General features: G+C 71.1%; 19 protein-coding genes. 10 read left to right on the top strand and 9 right to left on the bottom strand.

From position 1 onward, the window contains the following. Positions 1-5 precede the first annotated feature (5 nt). The 3 genes from ACXKR8_RS03770 to ACXKR8_RS03780 form a co-directional block, all read right to left on the bottom strand. Positions 6-953 carry an ABC transporter permease gene (locus ACXKR8_RS03770; protein WP_458271466.1) on the bottom strand — a complete coding sequence of 316 codons (948 nt, stop codon included), beginning with the start codon at positions 951-953 and terminating at the stop codon, positions 6-8. A 60-nt stretch (positions 954-1,013) separates the two neighbouring features. After that, positions 1,014-2,594, bottom strand: coding sequence for an ABC transporter substrate-binding protein (locus ACXKR8_RS03775; RefSeq protein ID WP_458271467.1), 1,581 nt, complete (start codon positions 2,592-2,594; stop codon positions 1,014-1,016). Positions 2,595-2,973: 379 nt separating this feature from the next. Beyond that, positions 2,974-3,984 carry a LacI family DNA-binding transcriptional regulator gene (locus ACXKR8_RS03780; RefSeq protein WP_458271468.1) on the bottom strand — a complete coding sequence of 337 codons (1,011 nt, stop codon included), beginning with the start codon at positions 3,982-3,984 and terminating at the stop codon, positions 2,974-2,976. A gap of 537 nt (positions 3,985-4,521) precedes the next feature. Between ACXKR8_RS03780 and ACXKR8_RS03785 the strand changes: the two genes are divergently transcribed. Continuing rightward, entirely contained in the window at positions 4,522-5,700 is a 1,179-nt protein-coding gene (locus ACXKR8_RS03785; protein WP_458271469.1) for a tyrosine-protein phosphatase, read from the top strand. 116 nt (positions 5,701-5,816) lie between these two features. Here the strand turns inward: ACXKR8_RS03785 and ACXKR8_RS03790 are convergent, their stop codons facing one another. Then, positions 5,817-6,221: a type II toxin-antitoxin system PemK/MazF family toxin gene (locus tag ACXKR8_RS03790; protein WP_458271470.1), complete on the bottom strand. Its 405-nt coding sequence runs from the start codon at positions 6,219-6,221 to the stop codon at positions 5,817-5,819. 632 nt (positions 6,222-6,853) lie between these two features. Here ACXKR8_RS03790 and ACXKR8_RS03795 point away from each other — a divergent pair. Then, complete coding sequence (locus tag ACXKR8_RS03795) at positions 6,854-7,117, top strand: hypothetical protein (protein WP_458271471.1); 264 nt, start codon at positions 6,854-6,856, stop codon at positions 7,115-7,117. Positions 7,118-7,391: 274 nt separating this feature from the next. On the opposite strand, the gene ACXKR8_RS03800 is transcribed toward ACXKR8_RS03795, so the two are convergent. Further along, positions 7,392-8,435, bottom strand: a complete 1,044-nt coding sequence (locus tag ACXKR8_RS03800) for an alpha/beta fold hydrolase (RefSeq protein WP_458271472.1) — start codon at positions 8,433-8,435, stop codon at positions 7,392-7,394. A gap of 333 nt (positions 8,436-8,768) precedes the next feature. Between ACXKR8_RS03800 and ACXKR8_RS03805 the strand changes: the two genes are divergently transcribed. Continuing rightward, entirely contained in the window at positions 8,769-9,764 is a 996-nt protein-coding gene (locus ACXKR8_RS03805) for an NAD-dependent protein deacetylase (RefSeq protein WP_458271473.1), read from the top strand. A gap of 44 nt (positions 9,765-9,808) precedes the next feature. On the opposite strand, the gene ACXKR8_RS03810 is transcribed toward ACXKR8_RS03805, so the two are convergent. Further along, positions 9,809-10,756 (bottom strand): serine/threonine-protein kinase, encoded by a 948-nt coding sequence (locus ACXKR8_RS03810; RefSeq protein ID WP_458271474.1) that lies wholly within the window; start codon positions 10,754-10,756, stop codon positions 9,809-9,811. Between the two features lie 96 nt (positions 10,757-10,852). On the opposite strand from ACXKR8_RS03810, the gene ACXKR8_RS03815 reads away from it, so the two are divergent. The 4 genes from ACXKR8_RS03815 (at position 10,853) to ACXKR8_RS03830 (ending at position 12,986) form a co-directional block, all read left to right on the top strand. Next, on the top strand, positions 10,853-11,212 hold the full coding sequence (locus tag ACXKR8_RS03815) for an RNA polymerase sigma factor (protein ID WP_462100309.1): 360 nt from the start codon (positions 10,853-10,855) through the stop codon (positions 11,210-11,212). Next, complete coding sequence (locus ACXKR8_RS03820; RefSeq protein WP_462100310.1) at positions 11,212-11,394, top strand: sigma factor-like helix-turn-helix DNA-binding protein; 183 nt, start codon at positions 11,212-11,214, stop codon at positions 11,392-11,394. The genes ACXKR8_RS03815 and ACXKR8_RS03820 overlap by 1 nt, the downstream gene beginning before the upstream one ends. A 534-nt stretch (positions 11,395-11,928) precedes the next feature. Then, complete coding sequence (locus ACXKR8_RS03825) at positions 11,929-12,201, top strand: hypothetical protein (RefSeq protein ID WP_462100311.1); 273 nt, start codon at positions 11,929-11,931, stop codon at positions 12,199-12,201. An 89-nt stretch (positions 12,202-12,290) separates the two neighbouring features. Further along, a complete protein-coding gene (locus ACXKR8_RS03830; protein WP_458271477.1) occupies positions 12,291-12,986 on the top strand; it encodes a hypothetical protein in 696 nt (231 codons plus the stop codon). Positions 12,987-13,044: 58 nt separating this feature from the next. Here the strand turns inward: ACXKR8_RS03830 and ACXKR8_RS03835 are convergent, their stop codons facing one another. After that, a complete protein-coding gene (locus tag ACXKR8_RS03835; protein ID WP_458271478.1) occupies positions 13,045-13,635 on the bottom strand; it encodes a TetR/AcrR family transcriptional regulator in 591 nt (196 codons plus the stop codon). 102 nt (positions 13,636-13,737) lie between these two features. On the opposite strand from ACXKR8_RS03835, the gene ACXKR8_RS03840 reads away from it, so the two are divergent. The 3 genes from ACXKR8_RS03840 to ACXKR8_RS03850 all read left to right on the top strand — a co-directional run bounded on the left by ACXKR8_RS03840 (position 13,738) and on the right by ACXKR8_RS03850 (position 18,261). Further along, entirely contained in the window at positions 13,738-14,643 is a 906-nt protein-coding gene (locus ACXKR8_RS03840; protein WP_458271479.1) for a TIGR03564 family F420-dependent LLM class oxidoreductase, read from the top strand. Between the two features lie 175 nt (positions 14,644-14,818). Next, positions 14,819-16,537, top strand: coding sequence for a carbohydrate binding domain-containing protein (locus ACXKR8_RS03845; RefSeq protein WP_458271480.1), 1,719 nt, complete (start codon positions 14,819-14,821; stop codon positions 16,535-16,537). 146 nt (positions 16,538-16,683) lie between these two features. After that, positions 16,684-18,261, top strand: coding sequence for a hypothetical protein (locus tag ACXKR8_RS03850; RefSeq protein ID WP_458271481.1), 1,578 nt, complete (start codon positions 16,684-16,686; stop codon positions 18,259-18,261). Here the strand turns inward: ACXKR8_RS03850 and ACXKR8_RS03855 are convergent. Next, positions 18,248-19,606 carry an MFS transporter gene (locus tag ACXKR8_RS03855; protein ID WP_458271482.1) on the bottom strand — a complete coding sequence of 453 codons (1,359 nt, stop codon included), beginning with the start codon at positions 19,604-19,606 and terminating at the stop codon, positions 18,248-18,250. The two genes, ACXKR8_RS03850 and ACXKR8_RS03855, sit on opposite strands and share 14 nt — an antisense overlap. Positions 19,607-19,781: 175 nt before the next feature. Then, on the bottom strand, positions 19,782-21,626 hold the full coding sequence (ggt, locus tag ACXKR8_RS03860; RefSeq protein WP_462100312.1) for a gamma-glutamyltransferase: 1,845 nt from the start codon (positions 21,624-21,626) through the stop codon (positions 19,782-19,784). Positions 21,627-21,637: the final 11 nt, after the last annotated feature.

A 21,637-nucleotide genomic window follows, 5' to 3' on the forward strand; every position in this document is an offset into this window, starting at 1 on the left:
TTCCTTCATGCGGCACGCACCCGGGGGTCGAGCAGGCCGTAGGCGAGGTCGACCAGCAGGTTGGCCAGCACCACCAGCAGGGTGATGTACAAGACCGCTCCTTGGATGATGGGGATGTCGTGCTGCAGCGTGGCCTGCTGGATCAGCAGCCCGAGCCCGGGCATGGCGAAGACCGTCTCCACGAACACGGTGGCCGCCAGCAGGCTGACGAAGACCACGCCGAGCACGGTCACCACCGGGATGGCCGCGTTCTTCAGCACGTGCCGGTAGAGGATGGAGCGCTGCGAGAAGCCGTTGGCCTGCATCACCCTGATGAAGTCCTTGTTGAAGGTGTCGAGGACCGAGTCCCGGGTCTGCTTGGCGATGATGGCGATCGTGCCCACGCTCAGCGAGACCACGGGCAGCACCAGCGACCGCGCCCACTGGGCCGGGTCGGTGGCCAGCGGCACGTAGCCGATGGCCGGGAACCAGCGCAGCCGGACCGCGAACAGCTCGACCAGGACCAGGGCCAGCCAGAACGGGGGCACCCCCAGCCCGAACAGCGACAGGCCGTCCACCAGTTTCACCATGAAGCCGCCGCGGCGGGCGCTGAACAGCCCCAGCGCCACCCCGAGGATCCCGGACACCACGGTGCCGGAGATGATCAGCGAAAGCGACACCGGCAGCCGGTTGCCCAGCAGCGAGGTCACCTGCTCCCCGCTGAACAGGGAGGAGCCGAGGTTGCCGTGCAGGGCCTTGACCAGCCAGTGCCAGTACTGCACCGGCAGCGGCTGGTTCAGGCCCATCTGCTCGCGCACCGCGGTGTACTGCTCGACGGTGGCGTGCTCACCGGCGATGGTGCGGGCCGGATCCCCCGGCACCAGCGAGACCAGCACGAAGGTGAGAGCGGAGACGACGAACAGCAGTGGTATCGATGACAGCAGACGGCGGAGGACCATCCGGAACACGGCCATGCTCACCTCCTTGGGAGTGGGAATGGGTGTGGAAGCGGGAGCGGGAACACCGGGCCGCTGTCACTTGGGGGCGACGGTCCAGGCGATGTCCGGGAGGAAGTTCTTGGCGTTGACGTCGAATCCGGTGACCTTGCTGCCGCGGTAGGCGACGATCCCGTCGATGCGGGCGACCGAGACGAACCAGGCCTGGCCGACGACGTACCGCATGGCGGCCTGGTCCAGCGCGGGCTGCTCGGCGGCGGGCGCCGCGGCGGCCTTGGCCAGCATCGCGGTGAGGGTGGGATCCGAGGTGGCGAAGGGGTTGAACGCGGTGGCGTGCGGCAGCATCCAGTCCAGCGAGAGCTGGTAGGCGGGCGCCGCCCCGTAGCCGAATCCCAGGGCCGGGAACTTGCGGGAGACCGCGTTGGACAGCCACTGGCCGATGGTGGTGTCAGTGGTGACCTGGGTGGTGACGCCGATCTGCTTCCAGTCCTGGAGCACGGCCTGCGTCAACAGGTCTATGCCGACGCCCTGCTGCGTCTCGACCTTCAGCGAGAAGCCGTTGGGGTAGCCCGCCGCGGCCAGCAACTGCTTGGCCTTGGCCGGGTCGTAGGGGTACTGGTTCTCGCCGTCGGGGGCGTAGCCGTCCTGGCCGGGGATGGAGATCTCGTCCGTCGGCGCGCCGTACTGCTGGAACAGCGCCTTGGCGATGGAGGCCCGGTCCACCGCGTAGTTCAGGGCCTGCCGGACCTGCAGGCTGGCCAGCGGCTTGGCCACCGTCCCGCTCCGGTCCGCCAGGTTGACGCCCATGAACGCCACCGGTGCGGACGTCACCTTCAGCCCCGCCGACACTGCGGTGGGGACCTGGTTCGCGGAGATGTCGACAGCGTCGGCCTGGCCGGTCTGGACCGCCTGAAGCGCGGAGTTGGGGTTGGAGACGACCTTGATCACCACCTGCTTCCAGTGGATCCTCGACTTGTCCCAGTAGCCGGGGTTGGGGGTGTAGGTGTAGTGGTCCCCCGCCACCGTGTGCGCCGCGTCCAGCACGTAGGGGCCCGCGCCGAAGGACTGGGTCCCCATCTTCGACGGGTCGGCCAGCCCGGCCGGACTGATCACCGACCCCATCAGTGAGACCTGGTCCATCAGGCCTGGCAGCACCGGGTTCGGCGTGGCGCACTGAATCCTCACCGTGTTCGGGCCGGTGGCGGTGACCGAGCTGATCGCCGAGGTCCACGACACGTTCAGCCCGCTCTTGCGTACGTATTCCAGCGAGGCGGCCACGGCCTGGGCGGTCAGCGGAGTCCCGTCGGCGAACGTGACCCCCTGCCGGATGGTGAGGTCGAAGACCTTGTTGCCGGTGCCGACATAGCCCCACTTGGTGGCCAGGTCGGGCTCCATCTGCCCGTTCGGGCCCAATCGCAGCAGCGTGTCGTAGGCGAGGTTGACGTACCAGTTGTCGGTGCCGACGTTCGCCTTCGCCGGGTCCAGGCTGGCCGGCGGGCTCATGGACGCGACGGTGAGCGTTCCCCCGGTGCCGACCGAGCCCCCGGAGCCCCCCGAGGACGATCCGCCGCACGCGCTCGCCGTCAGGGCGACCGACGCGGCAACGGCCAGCGTGCGCAGCAGCGCGCCGGCAACAGGTCTCTTGTACCTCTGGGACATCGCATCTTCTCTCGTTCGGACGGAACACAGACGAGGCGGGCCGGGGCGGTTGACGATGGCCGCTCCCGGATGGATCAAGCGGTCGGCTCGGAGGTTCGGCAGCGCGGCGGCTCGGAGTCTCAGCAGCTCAGCGGTTGTGGGTGGACCGCCCACCGCCTGCGGCTTCCGGCGTCGGGAAGCACACACGGCTCCAAGCTCAGCCGGTGGTGGCGTGCGTCGCCGATAACACGTGTAACCATCAGCACGTGACGCAGTGTTGCGCATCGACCCCCACGGCGACAAGAGCCCTCACCGGACGGATCCGGATTTCCCGCTCGCCTTGCCGCCCCGGCGTCGGGGGCGGGGCGTCGGGGCGTCGAGGCCCCGCCCCACGAGGACCCTACGAGGACTGCCGGTGGACCAGGGTGAAGTCCGCAGGCGGCAGCATCGGCGCCGTCCCGTGCTCGATCAGCTGGTGAATGGTGTCGGCGACGCGCCCGGCCGTGGGCAGCTCAAGGCGGATGGAGCTGAGCTCAGGGCGCTGCAGACGGCCCTGCAGCAGGTCGTCCGCCCCGACCACGGCGACCTGGGCCGGGATGTCGATGCCCGCGTCCTGGAAGGCGTGGATCAGCAGCGCCGCGTACTCGTCGTTGTAGGCGAACAGCGCGTCCAGACCGAGATCCGGCCAGCGCCGGGCCAGCTTGGCGGCGGACTCCAGGGAGTAGGCCAGGTCCACCGGCGTCACCGTCGCCATCTGCGCGGCCGCGACGCCTCGCGCCCCGGCCAGGCGCGGCTCGGCGAAGGTGTTCAGGCCGCGTTCCTGCGGCATGATCACGCCGATGCTGCGCCGACCCCGTGCGATCAGATGCCGGACAGCGGTGGCGCCGATCCCGGCATGGTCGAACGACAGCGTGTGGACCCCGGGGATCGGCTGCGGCGCGACCGCCATCAGCGCACGGATCCCGGCACGTCGCAGCAGCTCGGCGGCCTGCCCGGTGAAGTGCTCGCCGTCCAGGGCAAGCACCGCCGCCGGGCGCAGCTCGGCCCAGGCCCGGGCGCCGCTGACGGCGTCCGGGAAACGACCGGCGTGGAGCACCACCGTGTAGCCGTGACGGTCCAGCTCACTGTGCAGATCGTCCAGCCAGTCGCTCACCAGACGGCCGAGGGCCGAGGTCGACACCGGCAGCAGGACCAGGTCGCTGCGCCCGGCGCGCAGGGTGCGCGCCGCGGCGTGCGGGACGTAGCCCAGCCGCTCGGCGGAGGCCAGGACCCGGTCACGTGTGGTGTCACTGACCCGGTGGCCCTGGGTGTTGTTGAGCACGAAGGACACCGTGGCCCGGGACACCCCCGCCAGGCGTGCCACATCGGCGCTGGTGACGGGTGACGGCAGGGCAGTTCTGTCGGCGGCCATGACTTCCTTGATCAATCCCGGGATCGGATCGGCAGATCGGATCAAGGTCAACGTTACACGCGCCGACGGGTGCCGACCGGAGCCGCGGCAGCGGCCGTCTGCGCAGGTGGGGGCGGCAGTCGAGACCGGCCGCCGTTCGGCCGGCCCCGGGTGGCCCCGCCGCCCCCGGGACCACCCGCCAGGGCCACCGGACGGGGCCGGCGGACGGGCCGCCGGGTGCGGCTCCCTCGTCAGCAACTTCATGCGGACCCTGGTGTACGGCGACAAAGGGTGTTAGACATCCAGTTACACGTGTTATCACCGTTGGCCACCCCTCGGCACCCTCGTGTCCCCACGCCGCGCCCCGCACCCCGGGAGCTCTGGCGTGGCCGCCTTCCACCACCGCTTCGCCTCCACCACCGCCCCGGCCCGCCCCGCCTCCCACCACCGCCCCAGCCAGGGCCGGGGCCGAGACTGAGGCCCCACCCCACCGCACCGCCCGGCCCCGCCCGCGCACCCTCCCACCCCGCCGAACGACCTCACGGAAGGCCCCACGCCATGCCCTCCCGTTCCACGCACGCCCTCATCACCGCGACCGTGCTGACGGCCTGCCTCGGGTCCGTCCCGCTGGCGGTCTCCCCCGCCTGGGCCGCCCCCGCCACCGTGGCCGGCAGCTCCGCCGCGCTGCACTCCGGGCAGCAGCTCACCGACGCCTCGGCCGTGCTCGACCGCTCCACCGGCGCGTTCCGGCTCAGCTGGACGCAGCATCCGGGGGTGCGCCGGGTGACCGTCTACGCCTCCATCCGGCCACTGGATCCGCGCGCCCTCGGCCGACGGGTGGCTGCCGTCTCCGTTCACGGGACGAGCGGCTCCGCGGTCGTCAGCGGGCTCGATCCAGCCCAGCGCTGGTACTTCGAACTGGCCCCGGACAACGCTGCGGTGGGCACGGAGACCGCCGTGCGCGACATCGCTGTCCCGGGCGCCGACAACGTCCGCGACCTCGGCGGCTACACCACCAGGGACGGCCGACAGGTCCGCTGGGGCACCGTGTTCAGAGCCGCGAGCCTCGGCGGCGTCACCCCCGCCGGAGACACCGTGCTGGCCGGCCTCGGCCTGCGCGAGGTCATCGACTTCCGCAGCCCGGCCGAGATAGCGGCGAACGGCGCGGACCGCCTGCCGGCCGGCGTCGCCGACGTGAAGCTGCCGATCGACACCGGCGACGCCGGAGGCTCCCTCGGCTCGCTCACTCCGGCCCAGTTCGCCGCGCTCTTCGGCAACGGGCAGGCAGCCGCCGACATGCAGCACCTGTACCAGCAGTTCGTCACCTCCGGGGCGGACCGGCAGCAGTTCGGCACCGCACTCAGGGCTATCGCCAACGGCGGCAGTTCCGCTCTGCTGTTCCACTGCAGTGCGGGCAAGGACCGCACCGGCTGGATGAGCGCCGTCCTGCTCACCGCACTCGGCGTCCCGCGAAGCCAGGTCTACTCCGACTTCCTGCTCTCCAACCCGGAACTCGCCGCCTCCAACGCCTCCCTGGAAGCGGTGCTGACCCAGGCCGGCTACGACGCCTCGCTGATCATTCCGCTGCTCACCGTCCAGAGCTCCAACCTGGACACCGCGTTCGCCGAGGTCAAGCAGCAGTACGGATCCATGGACGGCTACCTCACCCGGGGACTGGGCCTGGACCGGCACACCCTGGACGCGCTGCGCGCCCGACTGCTCCGGCCATCCTCCTAGGCTCCAGCCGTAGATCGTGATCTCGATGGTGAGGGGCGCTGGGGCGGCAGGTGGCCAGCGTGGAATATCTCGCCCGAGATCACCCACGCTGTCGCGGGCGTCGGCTTCTTCTTCGTTTACCCGAGTTCACCGAGACGGAGGGCGTCCCTTATCCCGCTGAGCTTCGCGGTCGTTGCCGGGGTCCGCTCCTGCGCTTGTTCAGCGAGTCGGAGGGCGTCGTCAATCTCGCTGAGCTTCGCGGAGGACAGGACGGCCTCCCGCTCTATCAGATCGTCCCGGGACACAGTGGTCAGCCATGTGCACGGGGTGAAGCCTGGACGCGGGAACGCGAGCCGCAGCACGCCTTCGAACGGCAGTCCTTCACCGGCGCCCACCCTCACTTCGATGCCCAGACCGCTGATGTCGACGCCCGCCGGGGTGACGACCTGCATCACCCGAATCCCGGACGTGTCCTCTCCCGACAGCAGTACGACCAATCTCCGCTCGTCGAACTGAACCCACCAGACTTCGCCACGTTGCACAAGTCCTCCGATACAGGACGGCAGGCAGACGCTGCGCGACCCTGACGCGCTGTGGAGACGGGTGCGACCACCGTTGATCATCGGCGTGTGGAGACAAACGATCATTCAGGGGCCGCAGTTCACAGCGTAGACCCCGCCCGTTGGCAGGAAGTGTTCGAGGGCCTGATGAGCCGGATAGCGGGACGGTTCACGCGGGTGGAATCCCGTTGCCGGGCCCGGAAGTTGGTACTTGGCCTACTGTCTGCGTGATCGTCGCTCACCCGGACCGGATCGAGCAGCCTACGCCGTCCATGCGGGTGGGGCGGACTGTCCAGGGTGGGCGGAGCCCATCGCGTAGCGACGCCCAGGGCGCCCTTGACGGGGTGCCGTTGACGATCGTGTCCGCTCTCGGAGCCGGCTCGAACAGAGATCGTATAGACCCGGAGGCGAAGCTGTAGCCATCGCCAACCGGGGAACACCGGAACGGCGAACGGAACGGACGCCACCGCGGGGCGCGAGGACCGGCACCGGGCCCGGCAGGCTGCGACCCCACACAAGGTCGCACCCGCGAAGCCAGCAACCCCACAACCGGCGCCACCTGGCTGGACGCCCACGTCGAGGGCCGCATCTACCTGGAGGACGAGAACAGCGAGATGTTCGGCTACGTGCCCTTCAACGAGACCGCAGCCGGCGGCTACACGACCTCCCAGGTCGTGACCAATGACAAGGACCCCAACGGCACCGCCTACGCCGCCCCGAAGGCCTTCTACCCCCGCGTGGACCAGCAGGTCGCCCAGATCGACCAGGCCGGCGGCCTCAGCTACGGCCCCCACGCCTGCTACATCTCCGGCGCCAGCCACACCTTCAGCGACGGCGGCTCACAGAACAACTCCGGCGGCGGCTACTGCGCCGGATGACACCTGACGATCACCCTGCGTCGCGCAGACGAGGACCAGGGTGTCGTCAGGGCGCAGGTAGTCCAGGGCCTTCCACGGCTCCTCGACAATCGGGCGACTCCGGCTCTCGTTGAAACCGCAACCATGTGGGGAATCGAGAGCAGCCCTGGCCGTTTTCGCAGACCCCATCACCGGTCGGCCCAAGTCGCAGCCGGAACGACCCGAGCCGCCCGTGCCCTCCCCCGCGGGGCGCAGGCGGCTCCAGTCGTCGGCAACTGCTGCGGGAACTGGACCGTCAGCTCCGGGGTGCGGCCGCCAGGTGATGGGCGAGGAACGCCACGCTGCGCGCCACGATCGGACCGATGTCCGGCGAGCCGAGGAAGATGTGGTCGGCGCCGGGCACCGGAACCAGCTCGACGTCGGCGCCCTGGGCCCGGAGGTGGTCGGCCAGCAACTCGCTTTGGGTGTACGGCACCAGCCTGTCCTCTGTGCCGTGGATCAGCAGGAACGGTGGGACGACCGGCGGTGTGTAGCTGACCGGGCTGGCCGCGGCGGCGAGGTCCGGCCGATCGGCGGGCGAAGCGCCAAGCAGGGCAGTGAACGGGTCGGCCATCGCCGGGATGTCGGTCGCCGCCGGGGCGCCGGTCGCCGCGGTGCCGGTAGCTGCCGGGATGTCGGCGATCTCGAGCCCCGCGAACGTCGGGAGCTCCGAGAGGGCGCCTGCCGCGGCGATGATGTCCGAGACCCCGTACCAGTCGACCGCGGCCAGAACCGCGGTGTCGCCCGTGGCGACGCCCTCGGCGCCGTCGAGTCGGCCGCCGTCGACGCCGGGCGCCGTGAGCGCGGCGAGCGCCGCGAGGTGGCCTCCGGCCGACTCACCCCAGACGCCGATGCGGGCGGCGTCGATGCCGAGGATCCCGGCGAAGTTGCGGACGTAGCGGATCGCCGCCTTGACGTCGTGCAGCTGGGCCGGGAACGGGGACTCCAGGCTGTGCCGGTAGTCGATCCGCACCACTGCCAGCCCGGCTGCGAGGATCGAGCCGAACAGCAGCTCGGCGGGGACGGTGGGCGGCGGGTAGCGGCGGTCGCCGTCCATCCATCCGCCGCCGTGGATCCACACCACCGCCGGTGCGGCCGCCTGACCGGGCGGGACGTGGACGTCGAGGAGACGGGGCCGGTAGCCGAAGCTCCTGGCGTAGGTGACTCCCTCGAAGCGGCGCGTGCCGTCGTCGGCCGTCTCGGGCGGCGGGGGCGGGAGGAAGGGAGCCGGCGGCCAGGACGTGTCGGGATCCTGCTGCACCTGCTGAGTCGGTTGCGTTGGTTGCGTCTGCTGCGTCACGGCGGCTCCTCGGAAGGGTCGGTTGGTCCGGAGGACCGGTGGTCCGAAGGACCTGGGTCGGGGCCACGGCTCGCATGGCGCGCCCAATGCCGAGCCGTGGCTGTTGCAGGGACCGGCCCGGGCTACAGGGGCCCGATCCGGCCCCGGACTCCGGGATCCACGCCTGGAACAGGCTCCTTGCGCGCTTTGAAGGTAACACGTGTAATCACAAGCTGACCAGACATTCGCCGCCCCGGACGACCCGCCCCGAAGTCGCCGCCGGGCAGGCCGCACTGGTCGTCCGGGCGAAGCTCCCGCGCCGGGAGCAGCAGCCGCAGTCGTACGCTGGCAGGCATGCGCATCCGTCCCATGGTCGACCGGCCCTTCGCCGACCTGCCCGCAGCCGTCGCGGGCGGGCCGTCCGGCGTCGCAACCGTCGCGGGCGGGCCGTCCGCCGTCGCACCCGCTCCCGCTGTTCCTCCCGCCGAGGGCCTGGCCCGGATCCGCGACCTGCTCGCCCGGGGGGGGGTGACGGTGCTGAGCGGGGCCGGGCTGTCCACCGAGTCCGGCATCCCCGACTACCGCGGGGCGACCGGCAGCCTGCGCCGGCACACACCGATGACGTATCAGGAGTTCGTGTCCGACGAGGCGGGTCGCCGCCGTTACTGGGCGCGCAGCCACGTCGGCTGGCGCACCATCGCCCGGGCCGAGCCGAACGCCGGCCACCACGCGGTGCAGGCGCTGCGGGCCTGCGGCAGTGTCGGCGCGGTGATCACCCAGAACGTGGACGGCCTGCACCAGGCGGCCGGCACCGCCGACGCGGTCGAGCTGCACGGCGGCCTGGACCGGGTGATCTGCCTGGGCTGCGGCCAGCTCTCCCCCCGCGAGGAGCTGGACCAGCGGCTGCACGAGGCCAACGGTCGACTGGAGGCCGCCGGGGCCCAGGCCAACCCCGACGGCGATGTGGATCTGGCACCGGAACTGGTGCACGCCTTCCGCGTGGTCCCCTGCCTGGCCTGCGGCGGGATACTCAAGCCGGACGTGGTGTTCTTCGGCGAGAACGTGCCGAGGGCCCGGGTCGACCACTGCTTCGATCTGGTCGGCGCAGCCAGCGCGCTGCTGGTGCTGGGCTCCTCACTGACCGTCATGTCCGGGCTGCGCTTCGTCCGCCGCGCGGCCAAGGTCGGGCTGCCGGTGGCGATCGTGAACCACGGCCCGACCCGCGGGGACGAGCACGCGGGCGTCCGAGTGGACCTGCCGCTGGGCGAGGCGCTGACCACGCTGGCCCAGGGGTCGGGCGCGAGCGCGGCCTCGTCGGCGGCTCCCGTGGAGGGCCTGCTTCCCGACTGATCCGGGCCGGATGACAGCGCCCGGCAGCCGGACGACACCCTCGCTCAGCGAACCCACCAGGTCAGCGCCGCTGTCACCAGGAAGGTGACGACCGCCGCAAGCCAGACCACCCGGGCTCGCGGACGCGAAGACCTGACCGAAGAGCTGACCGAAGGCCTGACCGGAGCCCATTCCCCTCCCGCTCCCCCTCCCCCGCCCCCTTGTGACAGCGCATCCGCGAATATCTGCGCGGTCTGAGGCCGGTCGTCGGGATCTACGGACAGCGCTGCGCGAAGAAGTGCGTCGATACCGTTCGGAACCTCCAGTTCCCCGGGAAGCGTCGGCCATGAGAACGCCGACGCTTCCACCGTGCTGAGGGTGGCCCAACCGCCCGCACCGAACGGCTTGGATCCGGTGAGTAGCTCGAACGCCACGACGCCCAGGGCGTACACGTCGGCCCGAGCATCGAACCCGGTGGTCTGGAAGGCCTGTTCGGGCGCCATGTACGCGGGAGTGCCCGTGGTCACGGTCAGCCCCGACGCGTCGGCGAGCTGCTTCGCGCTGCCGAGATCCGCGACCAGTACGGCAGCGGGTGTGCGGCCGGCGTCGAGCAGCAGGTTCGACGGCTTGACGTCGCGGTGGATGACACCGGCGTCATGGAGCACCTGAACGGCGCAGCCGGCCTCGGCCGCCAGCCGGAGTGCCTCCGCGGGACGGCAGTGCCCGACCCTCTCGGCCAGGGTGCCGCCTTGGATGTAGTCCATGACGAAGTACGGTCGGTCGTCCTCGACGCCGACGTCGTGAACGCGGACGACACGCGGGCTGGAGATCCTGCGGAGCAGCCTCGCCTCCGCCAGGAACCGCTCGCGTACATCGGCGTTCGACGCCCAGTTGTCGGCCAGCACCTTGACAGCGACGTCGGTGTCGAGCTCAGGATCGTAGGCCTTCCAGACGGTGGCGAACGAGCCGGCGCCCAGTCTGTCCTCGAGAAGGTAACGACCTAGCTTCCGCATATGGAAACATTCTGCCTGAGACGGCAGGGCGATGGGACCGCGGGGGCTTCGGTGCGGCCGGAGAACGCAGGTCGGACGGCAACGGGGGAACGCGCGATGGTCGAAGAGGACGAGCTGGCACAGTTGGTCGAGTCCGCCCAGTCAGGCGACCGGGAATCCCTGGAGCGCCTCCTTGCCAGGCTTCGACCCACGGTGATGCGCCGCTGCTCCAGGTTCCTTCCGCACCAGGCCGACGCCGAAGAGGCCGCGCAGGATGCCCTGCTGTCCATCAGCACCCATCTGGGCGACTACAGCGGGCGAGGCTCGTTCCTCGGGTGGGTGACGGTGATCGCCTCGAACGCCGCCCGGTCCACGTACCGCTCGATGCGCCGGCGCGCGGAGGACAGTCATGAGGTCGTTCCCGACGGTGTCGACCCTCGAACGACCAGCGTGATCGCGGGACCCGGCTGGACCTGATGGAGTCGCTGACCGCGCTTGAGGGGCGGCATCCGGCTCTCGTGGAATCCTTCGTCCTTCGCGATCTCGGAGACCTGACCTATATTCAGATCGCTGAGATCACCGGCGCTCCCCTGGGTACGGTCAAGGACCGCATCCATCAGGCTCGCCGCTTCATGCGGGAGCACCTCGGCGGCGGCTGAGGCATCGGCCTCGGCGGTGGCTGAGGCATCGGCTTGACCAGGGACGGGGGAAGGTACAGCGGTGCGCAATCGGACGATCGTCGCCATCCAGGTGACAGCCATCGGGCTTGGCCTGGTGGCCGGCCGCTTCGCCCTGCCCGCTCGCTCTGCCGCGGCTGCTCCGGTGGCAGCACCGGCCGCGGCGTCCCCCTCGGCGGTTGGCGGCGCTCCGACGACGAAACCCGCCGACGGACCCATGACGGTCCGGCACCTGCTGGCGGCGGCCGACTTCAGCGAGGTCGGAATCTCCCAGCACATCTATGTGCAGGACCGTTTCGGAGACGGCAGGTACAGCAACCCGGCCTGCGCGGGAGAGAAGACCCTGGGTGACACCTTGGGCGGGCCGGGCGCATACTTCCGCGGGTTGATGACCACCAAGGCCACGGACCCCGACGACCACACGCTGGCGGTGGACATCGGGACCAGGTCGCCCGCGAGGTCGCCGCTGAGGCCCTCAGCCCGGCATTCGCTCAGAACTTCACCGAGCGCCTGCTGTTGGAGGAGGTGCCGTGCCAGACCGAACCGGCCGGCCACTGGGTCTACGGGCCGACGCAGACGATGAGCATCGCTCCGAGCATCTCCGCGAGCTGGATGGGTCTCTACGACGGTGACCTCAACACCGCGGGCGCCGCGCCACGGGGCAAGGAGCCGTGCGGCGGCATCGCCGTCCTCTGGAACGGTACCCACTACGGGATCCTGGAGATCGATGCCTGCCTGGGCACGGCCGCGATGACGCGGATCGTTCGTACGGCCTTGGCAGAACTCTGAAGGATCGCCATCCAACTTCTCCCCCGGACCGTGCATCTCCCTTGATGTACGAAGACGCGAACCGCGTCGTGAACACACAGGGGGATGAGATGTTCGACAACCGAGCAGCCAGCAAGGAACTCTCGCGCAGCGGGCGAATCGCAGGCACGGCAGCCGCCGTAGGCGCCCTGATCGCGGTCGGGATCGGCGTCCATGCCGAAACCGCAGCCGCGGCCACCGGCTCTCCGAGCCGACCGGTGACGGCGCCGGTCGCCGCGCTCGCCCAGCCCGGCCTCGGCTCCGGGGACCTGATCCAGAGCGAGGCCTTCTTCCAGCAGGGCCTGGGCCCGGTCGGCGCGACGATCGACCTGGCCGGGAAGCAGGCGCTCTCGGCGTGCTCCGGCGAGGAGACGATGCGCACGCTGACCAAGGGGAAGGCCGCCGCCTACGCCGACGTGACCTGGACCTTCGACACCCCCGACTCCCTGCTCACCGAGTCGGTCGCAGACGGTTCCACCAGCACAGCAGCGGCCTCGTTCGAGGCGCAGCTCAACAAGCTGGTGCGCGGCTGCCAGGACGAGCCGGCCGGTCACTGGTACTACGGCGCGGGGCACGCGATCACCGTCCCGGCCGGCGAGGGTCACTGGTACCCGGCCTTCAACGGCGACGGTGTGGTCGCCGGCGGTGTCGCCGTCATCCGTAGCGGCCAGCGGTTCGGCATCGTCGAACTCACCGGTCAGCCCACCAACGACCCCAGCTACATCAAGGGGATCACTGCCGCTGCCATCAACCAGCTGGCCGACTGATCCCGCCGCGCCGCGGCGCACTTCCCGCGCCGTTCCATCCCTCCTCGCTGGGCGGGACTCAGCGAAGAGGGATGTGCAGGCCATCGAGCAGGACGGTGGTCAGTGGGTCGTCGGCGCGGGCGTCGGGGCGGCAGACGGCCACGTTCAGCACGGCGATGACCTCGCTGGGCGGGAGGTCGCGGCGCAGGCTGCCCTCCTGCTGGGCTCCGCGCACGAGGTCTTCGAACAGGGCCTTGGTCTCGTCGGAGAGCCTGGCCACCTGCGGGTCCGGCCCGGTGGCTTCGGAGAGCGACTTGGTCAGCGCCAGCGGCAGTCCGCAGCAGTGTTCCACCACCTGGAGCAGCAGCTGCCAACGGCTCTGATCCCGTTCGGCGGAGGCGGAGGCGGACGCGGAGGCGGCGGCGGAGGCGGCGGCGGACGCGGAAGCGGCGCAGGCCGCGCGGCCGAAGGCGAGCAGGTCGTCCAGCGCGTTGACGGCGATGTGCTCCAGCATGGCCTGCCGGTCCGGGAAGTGACGGTAGAGCGTGCCCACGCTCAGCCCGGCGGCGCGGGCGATCTCCTCCATCGAGGCGTCGGCGCCGCGTTCGGTGAACGCGTCCAGCGCCGCCGCGACGATCAGCTCCCGGTTGCGCAGGGCATCGGCCCGCATGCTTCGCCTCTCCTCAGAGCAATATGAATCTGCGGTTCATCTTACGGTAGGGTGGGCGCGGAAGGTGAATACTGGATTCATGTTGCCGGGGAATGGGGAATCATGCGCATAGGCCTCTATGTCGGCGGACTGTCGAGCGTGGCAGCGGCGCTGGACTCGGTCCGGCTGGCCGCGCAGGCCGGTCTCGACAGCGTCTTCTTCAACCAGGTCTTCGGCTGGGACGCGCTGACGGTGGCGGCTCTGGCGGGGCAGCAGGTCCCGGGCATCGAACTGGGGACGGCGGTGGTGCAGACCTACCCCCGGCACCCGATCGCCCTGGCCGCGCAGGCGCTCACCGTCCAGGGCGCCACCGGCAACCGTCTCACCCTCGGCATCGGGCCGAGTCATCTGCCGGTCATAGAGGGCCAGTTCGGGCTCTCCTACGACCGGCCGGCGCGCCACGTCCGCGAGTATCTGTCGGCGTTGCTGCCACTTCTGCGCGGGGAGCCGACCGACTACCGCGGCGAGACGCTGCGCGCGACGGCCACGATCGAGGTGCCGGGCGCGACGCCGCCGCCGGTGCTGGTGTCGGCGCTCGGGCCGGTGATGCTGCGCATCGCGGGTGAACTGGCCGACGGGACGGTGACCACCTGGGCGACCCCGGAGACGATCGGCGGGCATGTGAAGCCGCGGATCGACGCCGCCGCCGCGGCGGCCGGGCGGCCCGCGCCACGCATCGTCGCCGGCGTCGTCGCCAGTGTCAGCGCCGATCCGGACGGGCTGCGGCGCCAGGTGGCGGAGCAGGTCGGCCGGGCATCCCAACTGCCCAGCTATCGGGCGCTGCTGGACCGTCAGCGGCTGGACGGGGTGCATCAGACGGTGCTCGCCGGGGACGAGGACGCGGTGGCCGACGGGCTTCGCGCGTTCACGACCGCCGGGGCGACCGACGTGCTGGTCAGCGTCATCGGCGACGCGGCGGAGCAGTCGCGGACGCTGGAACTCCTGGCCGCCCTGCGCCGATCCGGCTGAGCGGCCGCAGCGGCCTCGCCGGGGCACTATCTGGTCTAGTCCTCTTGACGTGGACGCGCACAGGTTGTTTGGTATGTACCACGCCAGGCCTGAGCCGCACGACACCCCACGCCCCCACGCCCCCACGCCCCCACGCCCCCACGCCCGACGGGCATTCCCGAGAGGGATCACTGTCATGCACCTGGCAAGAACTGCCGCTTCCGCCTGCGCTCTTGCGCTCGCGACCGCCGGCGCGCTCGTCGCCCTGGCCCCCACCAGCAGCGCCGCCGCGACCAGCGTCTACTCCGTGGCCCCCTACGTCGACCTGTCGAACGGGCAGGAAGGCCTGCTGGACACGGCCATCACCGGCCACCACCTCAAGGCCTACACCGCGGCCTTCGTGCTCGGCGAGGGCTGCAACCAGATCTGGGGCGACACCCTCCCCATCGGCGCCGACTCCTTCACCGACCCCGAGATCGCCCGGGCGAAGTCGGAGGGCGCCTCGGTCATCATCTCCTCGGGCGGATCGAGCGGTCTGGCGCTGGCCTGGACCTGCTCCAACCAGAGCAGCATCGACGCCGGCTACCAGGCCATCATCAACGACTACGGCGTCACCCAGCTCGACTTCGACATCGAGGGCGCCGCCATCGCGGACACCGCCGCCGCGGCCCGCCAGATGCAGGCGATGAAGGACCTCAAGGCCTCCAACCCGAGCCTGCAGTTCTCGATGACCCTGCCGGTGCTGGCGAGCGGTCTGACCAACGACGGCGTCAACATCCTCAAGGCCGCCAAGAACGCGGGCATCAGGATCGACGTGGTCAACATCATGACCATGGACTACTACGCGGGCACCGGCACCGAGATGGGCCAGGGCTCGGTCGCCGCCGCCCAGGCCACGCTGGCGCAGATGCAGTCCGTCGACTCCGGCTACACCTACGCCAACCTCGGGATCACCCCGATGATCGGCAAGAACGACGACGGCTCCACCTTCACCCTGGCGGACGCCCAGACGGTGGAGAGCTTCGCCGTGCAGCACGGCGTCGGGCGGCTGGCCTTCTGGGCGATCACCCGGGACCAGGCCTGCGGCAGCAGCGGCAACTCACTGCCCACCTGCACCGAGATCAGCCAGAACCAGCTCGCCTTCACCGACGCGTTCGTCCCGTACGAGGGCAGCTCGGGCGGCGGCGGGGGCGGCGGCACCACCAGTGACTTCTCGCTGTCCGTGGCACCGGGCTCGGCGTCGGTCGCCCAGGGCGGCTCCGCCACCGCGACCGTCTCCACCGGCGTCACCTCGGGCAGCGCCGAGTCCGTCAGCCTCTCCGCCACCGGCGCGCCCTCCGGCGTCGGCGTCGCCTTCAGCCCCGCCTCGGTCAGCTCCGGCGGCAGTTCGACGCTGACCGCGACGGTCGGCTCGTCGGTGGCCGCGGGCAGCTACCCGATCACCGTCAAGGGCACCGCCTCCACCGGCAGCCACAGCGCGACCTACACGCTCACCGTCACCACCAGTGGCGGCGGGGGCGGAGGCGGCGGAGGCGGCTCGCTGACCAACGCCGGCTTCGAGACCGGCAGCCTCAGCCCCTGGACCTGCACCGGCGGCAGCAGCGTGGTCTCCAGCCCGGTCCACTCCGGCAGCCACGCCCTCCAGGCCACTCCCAGCTCCAGCGGCACCGGCGAGTGCGACCAGACCGTCACCCTGTCCCCCAACCACAGCTACACGCTGACCAGCTGGGTGCAGGGCCCGTACGCCTACCTCGGCGTCAGCGGCGGCGCCAGCGCCAGCACCTGGTCGAACAGCTCCAGCTGGAACAAGCTGACGACCACCTTCACCACCGGCAGCAGCGGAACCGTCACCGTCTACGTCCACGGCTGGTACGGCCAGGCGAACGTCTACGCGGACGATTTCACCCTCGGCTAGACAAAGCGGGACGAGGTGTCCGGAGCGGCCTGCCACGGCCGGCCCGGGCACCCCGATGACCGCGCGAACGTGGGGCCCCGCTGTGTGCGGACCGGGTGTCGTGGCGCTATCTTCGCGTTCACATCACACATACAGGGGGGATCGCCATGCGGCGAATACCGCTGGGCCTCGCCGTGGCAACGGCGATGGTTCCGGTGCTCGGCACACTGTCCGCCACTCCGGCGCAGGCGGCCGGGAGCAGCCTCACCGTGACCACCATCGGTCGCAACGGTGCGAAGATCACATCGGACCTGCACCTGGTCAACACCAAGACCGGCGCGTACGTCTCGGCCAAGAGCGGCAAGCGGATCTCGCTGGCCAAGGGGCTCTGGTCGGTCACCGTCGACATCGAGACGCCGAACAAGTCGTTGTACCTGATGTCCGACACCATCGTCGCGGTCCGCTTCTCGGTCACCGGGAACAACAAGCTGACCCTGGACGCCCGCAAGGGCAAACTGCTGCGCACCTCGGTCGACGCGGTGTCCGGTGCGGCCGGCAAGGAGTACCGCCCGCTGCAGACCGCGGCGGTCTGCTCCGGGGACGACGCCAACGGACTGGTCGGCGCCTACAACGTGCCGGGGCAGATCTACGAGGTGCCCAACCGCTCCAGCTACTTCCACTTCGCCTGGCTGGGCAGCTGGGTCTCCGACGACGAGGTCAACGGGCCGAGCGCCAAAAAGGCGTACCTGGTGACCGGGGCCACCACCGGGCTGCCGAGCAGGCCCACCGCCTCCTTCCACCAGTCGAAGCTGGCGAAGATCGCACTGTCGGTGCGCTCCGGCGAGACCCCGGCGCCGACCGGGGCGGTCAGCGTCAGCCCGACCAACCGCAGGACCCTGTGCGAGGACCTGGTGTACGGCGCGACCTACATGGGGGTCAACGGCGGCCCCTACAACGCCACCGCCTACGTCACGCCGGGCGACTGGGACTTCAACGCCTACAACGCCAACGACAACGCCTCCACCGACGGGCGGACCTACAAGGGCGGACACAGCTACGGCCAGACCTTCGGCCGGGCGGTGTACGGGCCCAGTTCCGGGCTGCCGGTGGTCGCCAACCGGAGCCTCACCTACACCCCCGAGCGCACCATCGGGGACGTCTCCGGCAACACCCAGACGAACGTGGACACCCGCAACACCGTCTCGCTCAGTCTGGGCGGCAAGGTCCTCAAGACCAAGACGATCACCACCAGCTACGGCATGGGCAGCACCTTCTCGGTGCACCTGGCCAAGGCCGGCTGGTACGTCCTCAAGGACACCTCGACCCGGGTCCACGCCGCGCCGCTGTCCAACGAGGTCACGCTGGACTGGCACTTCCACGCCGACCCGGCGCACTCCCAGGTCAGCCCCGGCTACCTGACCGGGTTCTCCCCAGCCGGGCTGAACCGCTACAACAGCGCCGCCGAGCACAGCACCACCTCGGTCGGGGTCTCGCTGCTGCGCAGCACCGCGGAGTGGAACGGCGGCCCGTTCGCCGCCGAGCACGTCAAGTCGCTGAAGGTCTACGCCTCGCACGACGGCGGCAAGACCTGGCACGCCCTCAGCGTCCGGAAGTCCGGGTCGCAGTGGGTGGCCAAGGTGCCCGAGCCCGGCAGCAAGGGATCGGTCGCCCTGCGCACGGTCGTGGCCGACACGGCGGGGGACACCTCCACCGAGACGGTCTACCACGCGTTCAACGTGGGCTGACGCAGTCCTGTCCCGTCCCGGGCGCCGCCACGGCGCCCGGGACGGTCCCCGAGGCGGTCCCCGGGACGGGACGTCCGTCCGGCCGGCCGCCGGCCCGCCGGGGCAGGCCGGTCGCGGCGTCGACGCGGGTGCGCCGGCGCAGGCGCGACAGCCAGAGCGCCACGGTGACGGCGGCGAGGACGGACGCGGCCGCGCCCGACGCCATTCCCCAGCGCGCCCCGGCCTCCTGGGAGACCCAGCCGATCACCGGGCCGCCGAGCGGGGTGCCGCCCATCGAGACCACCGTGTACACGGCCATCACCCGACCGCGCACGGCGTTGTCGACCTCTGCCTGGACGAAGGCGCTGACAGCGGTGTTGACCATCATCAGCGCGAACCCGGTCGGCAGCAGCAGCACCAGGAAGGCCGGGTAGGAGGGCATCAGCGCGGTCGCTGCCTCGGCCGCGCCGAACAGCAGGGCGCCGACGACGACGGTCCGCACCCGTGGCGACCCGCGCCGGGCGGCCGCCAGTACTCCGGCCACCGTGCCCACCGACAGCGCGGTCGACATGAATCCGAGTCCGCTGGAACCGACGTCGAAGACCCGGGCTGCGAACAGCGTCAGCGTGGTGGGGAAGTTCATCCCGAAGGTGGCCACCAGGCCGAAGATCGCGAACGCCGCGACCAGTTCCGGCCGGGCGGCGACATAGCGCAGCCCCTCCGCACCCGCCCCGGCCCAGGCGGTCCGCACCGGCGGGGCCGGCCGCGGTTGCGGACGGATCGTCAGCAGGCCCACCAGCACCGCCGCGAAGGACAGCCCGTTCACCGCGAACACCCAGCCCGTTCCGATCACGCCGATCAGCACCCCGGCGATGGCGGGTCCGATCAGGCGGGCCGCGGTGATGGACAGGATGTTCAGCCCGGCCGCGTTGGGGATCAGGGATCCGCCGACCAGCTCCGTGACGAAGGAGAGCCGGGCCGGGTTCTCCACCGTGAAGACACAGCCCAGGGCGAACGACAGCAGATAGACCATCCACAGCGGCGCGTGCCCCGACAGCACGGCCACCGCAAGGAGCAGCGCCTGCACCGCGTAGAGCGACTGGGTCCACAGCAGCAGGGTGCGCCGGTCGCAGCGGTCCGCCAGCACTCCGCCCCACAGGCCGAACAGCAGCACCGGGGCGAACTGCAGACCCGCCGCCCAGCCGACCGCGGTCCCGCTGTGGGTCAGCGTCAGCACGAACCAGTCGAGCGCCACCCCCTGCATCGCGGAGCCGATGTTGGAGACCAGGCCCGTGCTCCAGTAGACCCGGTAGTCACGGACCCGCAGGGCGCTGAACGTCCCGCGTGGCACGGCGCTGTCGGACACCCTGGTCCCCTTCCGGCCGAACAGAGAGCACCGCTCACATGGGTGATCGCCGCTCACGCTAGCCGCTCCGACCCGCCCGCGGACGGGTGATCCACCCGTCCGCGGAACATTTCGCACTCCTGCAACAATCGGCGGCGCGGGGGTGGGCCCGTGCGCCGGGCCCCCGCGCCGGGGCTCAACCGCGCGGGGTGACCACCCCCGCCGACCCGCCGCCGCGGCGTACCGGTTCCGCCGCCGCGAGGTAGCCGCGGCCGGGCAGCGCCTGGATCCCGGTGGCCGCGCCGATCTCCGCCGGGGCGTTGTAGCTCTCCCCCAGCGCCTGCAGCTGCGCCGCGTACGGCTGGTCCAGGAACGCCTGCTCGACGTCCGTGTGCGCGCCGTTGCGCTGGCTGGCGCGCGGCGCGGCGATCGCCTGCTCCAGGGTCAGCCCCCGGTCGATGTGTCCGAGCAGGATCTGCAGCACCGTGGTGATGATGGTCGCGCCGCCCGGCGAGCCGGTCGCGAAGTCGAAGCGGCCGTGGTCCAGCACCACGGTCGGCGAGATCGAGGAGCGCGGCCGCTTGCCCGCCGCGGGCAGGTTGGGGTCGGGCACCCCGGCCGCGAGCGGGGTGAAGTCGAAGTCGGTCAGCTCGTTGTTGAGGATGAACCCGCGCCCCGGCACGGTCATCGCGCTGCCGCCGGTCTGCTCGATGGTCAGGGTGTACTCGACGACATTGCCCCACTTGTCGGCCACCGTCAGATTGGTGGTGCTGGTGCCCTCGTACCCGGTGGGCGCGGCCGGAGCGGTGGTCGAGCAGCTGCTCGACGGGTGGTACGGGTCACCGGGCGCCAGCGGGCTGGTCAGGCTGGAGGTCGGGCTGATCAGGCAGGCGCGCGAGTCGGCGAACCGCCGGGAGGTCAGCTGGGCCGTGGGCACCGTCTCGAACGCCGGGTCGCCCACCCAGCGGTTGCGGTCAGCGAAGGCGATCCGGCTCGCCTCCAGGTAGTCGTGCAGGTACTGGGTCTGCGAGGCGTTCTTCAGGTCGAAGTGGGACAGGATGTTCAGCGCCTCGCCGACGGTGCTGCCGCCCGAGGAGGAGGGCGCGATCGAGTACACGTCCAGGCCGCGGTAGTCGACATGGGTCGGCTGCTGCAGCTTGGTCCGGTAGCCGGCCAGATCGGCCGCGGTCAGCTTGCCGGGACGCACGGTGAGCGTCGTCCCCGGCGCGGTCTGCGGATGCTGCACGGTGCTCGCGATGTCCGCGCCCACACTGCCCCCGTACAGCGCACCGATGCCCTTGCGGCCGATCAGCTGGTAGGTCTTCGCCAGATCCGGGTTGGTCTGCGTACTGCCGACGGCCGGCGGCTGACCGGCCGGCAGATACAGCGCGGCGGTGGCCGGGAAGGCGGCGAACCGGGTCTGGTTCTGCGCCACCTGGTCGTGGAAGGTCTGGTCGACGGTGAAGCCCTGGCTCGCGATCGACTCGGCCGGCTGGAACAGCTGCCCCAGCGACCTGGTTCCCCAGCGGTCCAGCGCGGTCTGCCAGGTGGCCAGGCTGCCCGGGACCCCGACCGAGAGCCCGCTGGTCACCGCGTCGGCGAAGGCCAGCGGCTTGCCGTTCTCCAGGAACAGGCTCTGGTCGTCGGCGGCCGGCGCGGTCTCGCGCCCGTCGATGGTGGAGACGGTCCGGGTCCGGGCGTTGTAGTAGACGAAGTACCCGCCGCCGCCGACCCCCGCGGAGAACGGCTCGACCACCCCGAGCGCGGCCGCGGTGGCCACCGCGGCGTCCACGGCGTTGCCACCGCCCTTGAGCACCTTCAGCCCCACCGCGGTCGCGTACTCCGATACGCTGGCGACCGCGCCGCCGGAGCCGGTCGCCACCGCGGCCTTGGGAATCGGCGGGACACCGGGTCCGCCCGGGCCGCCGTGGGCGACCGCGACCCCGCTGGGGCCGCCGGCCACGAGCAGCGCCGCCACCACGGAGACGGCGGCGGTTGCCGCACCTAATCGAGTTCGCACAGTAACCTCCTGAATGGACATCAGCCCATTAC

The organism is Streptacidiphilus sp. PAMC 29251 (assembly GCF_054208735.2).

What these genes read in the sequence shown, in the direction of transcription:
- ACXKR8_RS03810 (WP_458271474.1), bottom strand. Translation starts at nt 10,756, where the DNA reads ATGCGGAAGCTAGGTCGTTACCTTCTCGAGGACAGACTGGGCGCCGGC.
- ACXKR8_RS03840 (WP_458271479.1), top strand. Translation starts at nt 13,738, where the DNA reads ATGCGCATAGGCCTCTATGTCGGCGGACTGTCGAGCGTGGCAGCGGCG.
- ACXKR8_RS03775 (WP_458271467.1), bottom strand. Translation starts at nt 2,594, where the DNA reads ATGTCCCAGAGGTACAAGAGACCTGTTGCCGGCGCGCTGCTGCGCACG.
- ACXKR8_RS03830 (WP_458271477.1), top strand. Translation starts at nt 12,291, where the DNA reads ATGTTCGACAACCGAGCAGCCAGCAAGGAACTCTCGCGCAGCGGGCGA.
- ACXKR8_RS03850 (WP_458271481.1), top strand. Translation starts at nt 16,684, where the DNA reads ATGCGGCGAATACCGCTGGGCCTCGCCGTGGCAACGGCGATGGTTCCG.
- ACXKR8_RS03805 (WP_458271473.1), top strand. Translation starts at nt 8,769, where the DNA reads ATGCGCATCCGTCCCATGGTCGACCGGCCCTTCGCCGACCTGCCCGCA.
- ACXKR8_RS03820 (WP_462100310.1), top strand. Translation starts at nt 11,212, where the DNA reads ATGGAGTCGCTGACCGCGCTTGAGGGGCGGCATCCGGCTCTCGTGGAA.
- ACXKR8_RS03785 (WP_458271469.1), top strand. Translation starts at nt 4,522, where the DNA reads ATGCCCTCCCGTTCCACGCACGCCCTCATCACCGCGACCGTGCTGACG.
- ACXKR8_RS03770 (WP_458271466.1), bottom strand. Translation starts at nt 953, where the DNA reads ATGGCCGTGTTCCGGATGGTCCTCCGCCGTCTGCTGTCATCGATACCA.
- ACXKR8_RS03795 (WP_458271471.1), top strand. Translation starts at nt 6,854, where the DNA reads ATGTTCGGCTACGTGCCCTTCAACGAGACCGCAGCCGGCGGCTACACG.
- ACXKR8_RS03845 (WP_458271480.1), top strand. Translation starts at nt 14,819, where the DNA reads ATGCACCTGGCAAGAACTGCCGCTTCCGCCTGCGCTCTTGCGCTCGCG.
- ACXKR8_RS03815 (WP_462100309.1), top strand. Translation starts at nt 10,853, where the DNA reads ATGGTCGAAGAGGACGAGCTGGCACAGTTGGTCGAGTCCGCCCAGTCA.
- ggt (WP_462100312.1), bottom strand. Translation starts at nt 21,626, where the DNA reads ATGTCCATTCAGGAGGTTACTGTGCGAACTCGATTAGGTGCGGCAACC.
- ACXKR8_RS03780 (WP_458271468.1), bottom strand. Translation starts at nt 3,984, where the DNA reads ATGGCCGCCGACAGAACTGCCCTGCCGTCACCCGTCACCAGCGCCGAT.
- ACXKR8_RS03835 (WP_458271478.1), bottom strand. Translation starts at nt 13,635, where the DNA reads ATGCGGGCCGATGCCCTGCGCAACCGGGAGCTGATCGTCGCGGCGGCG.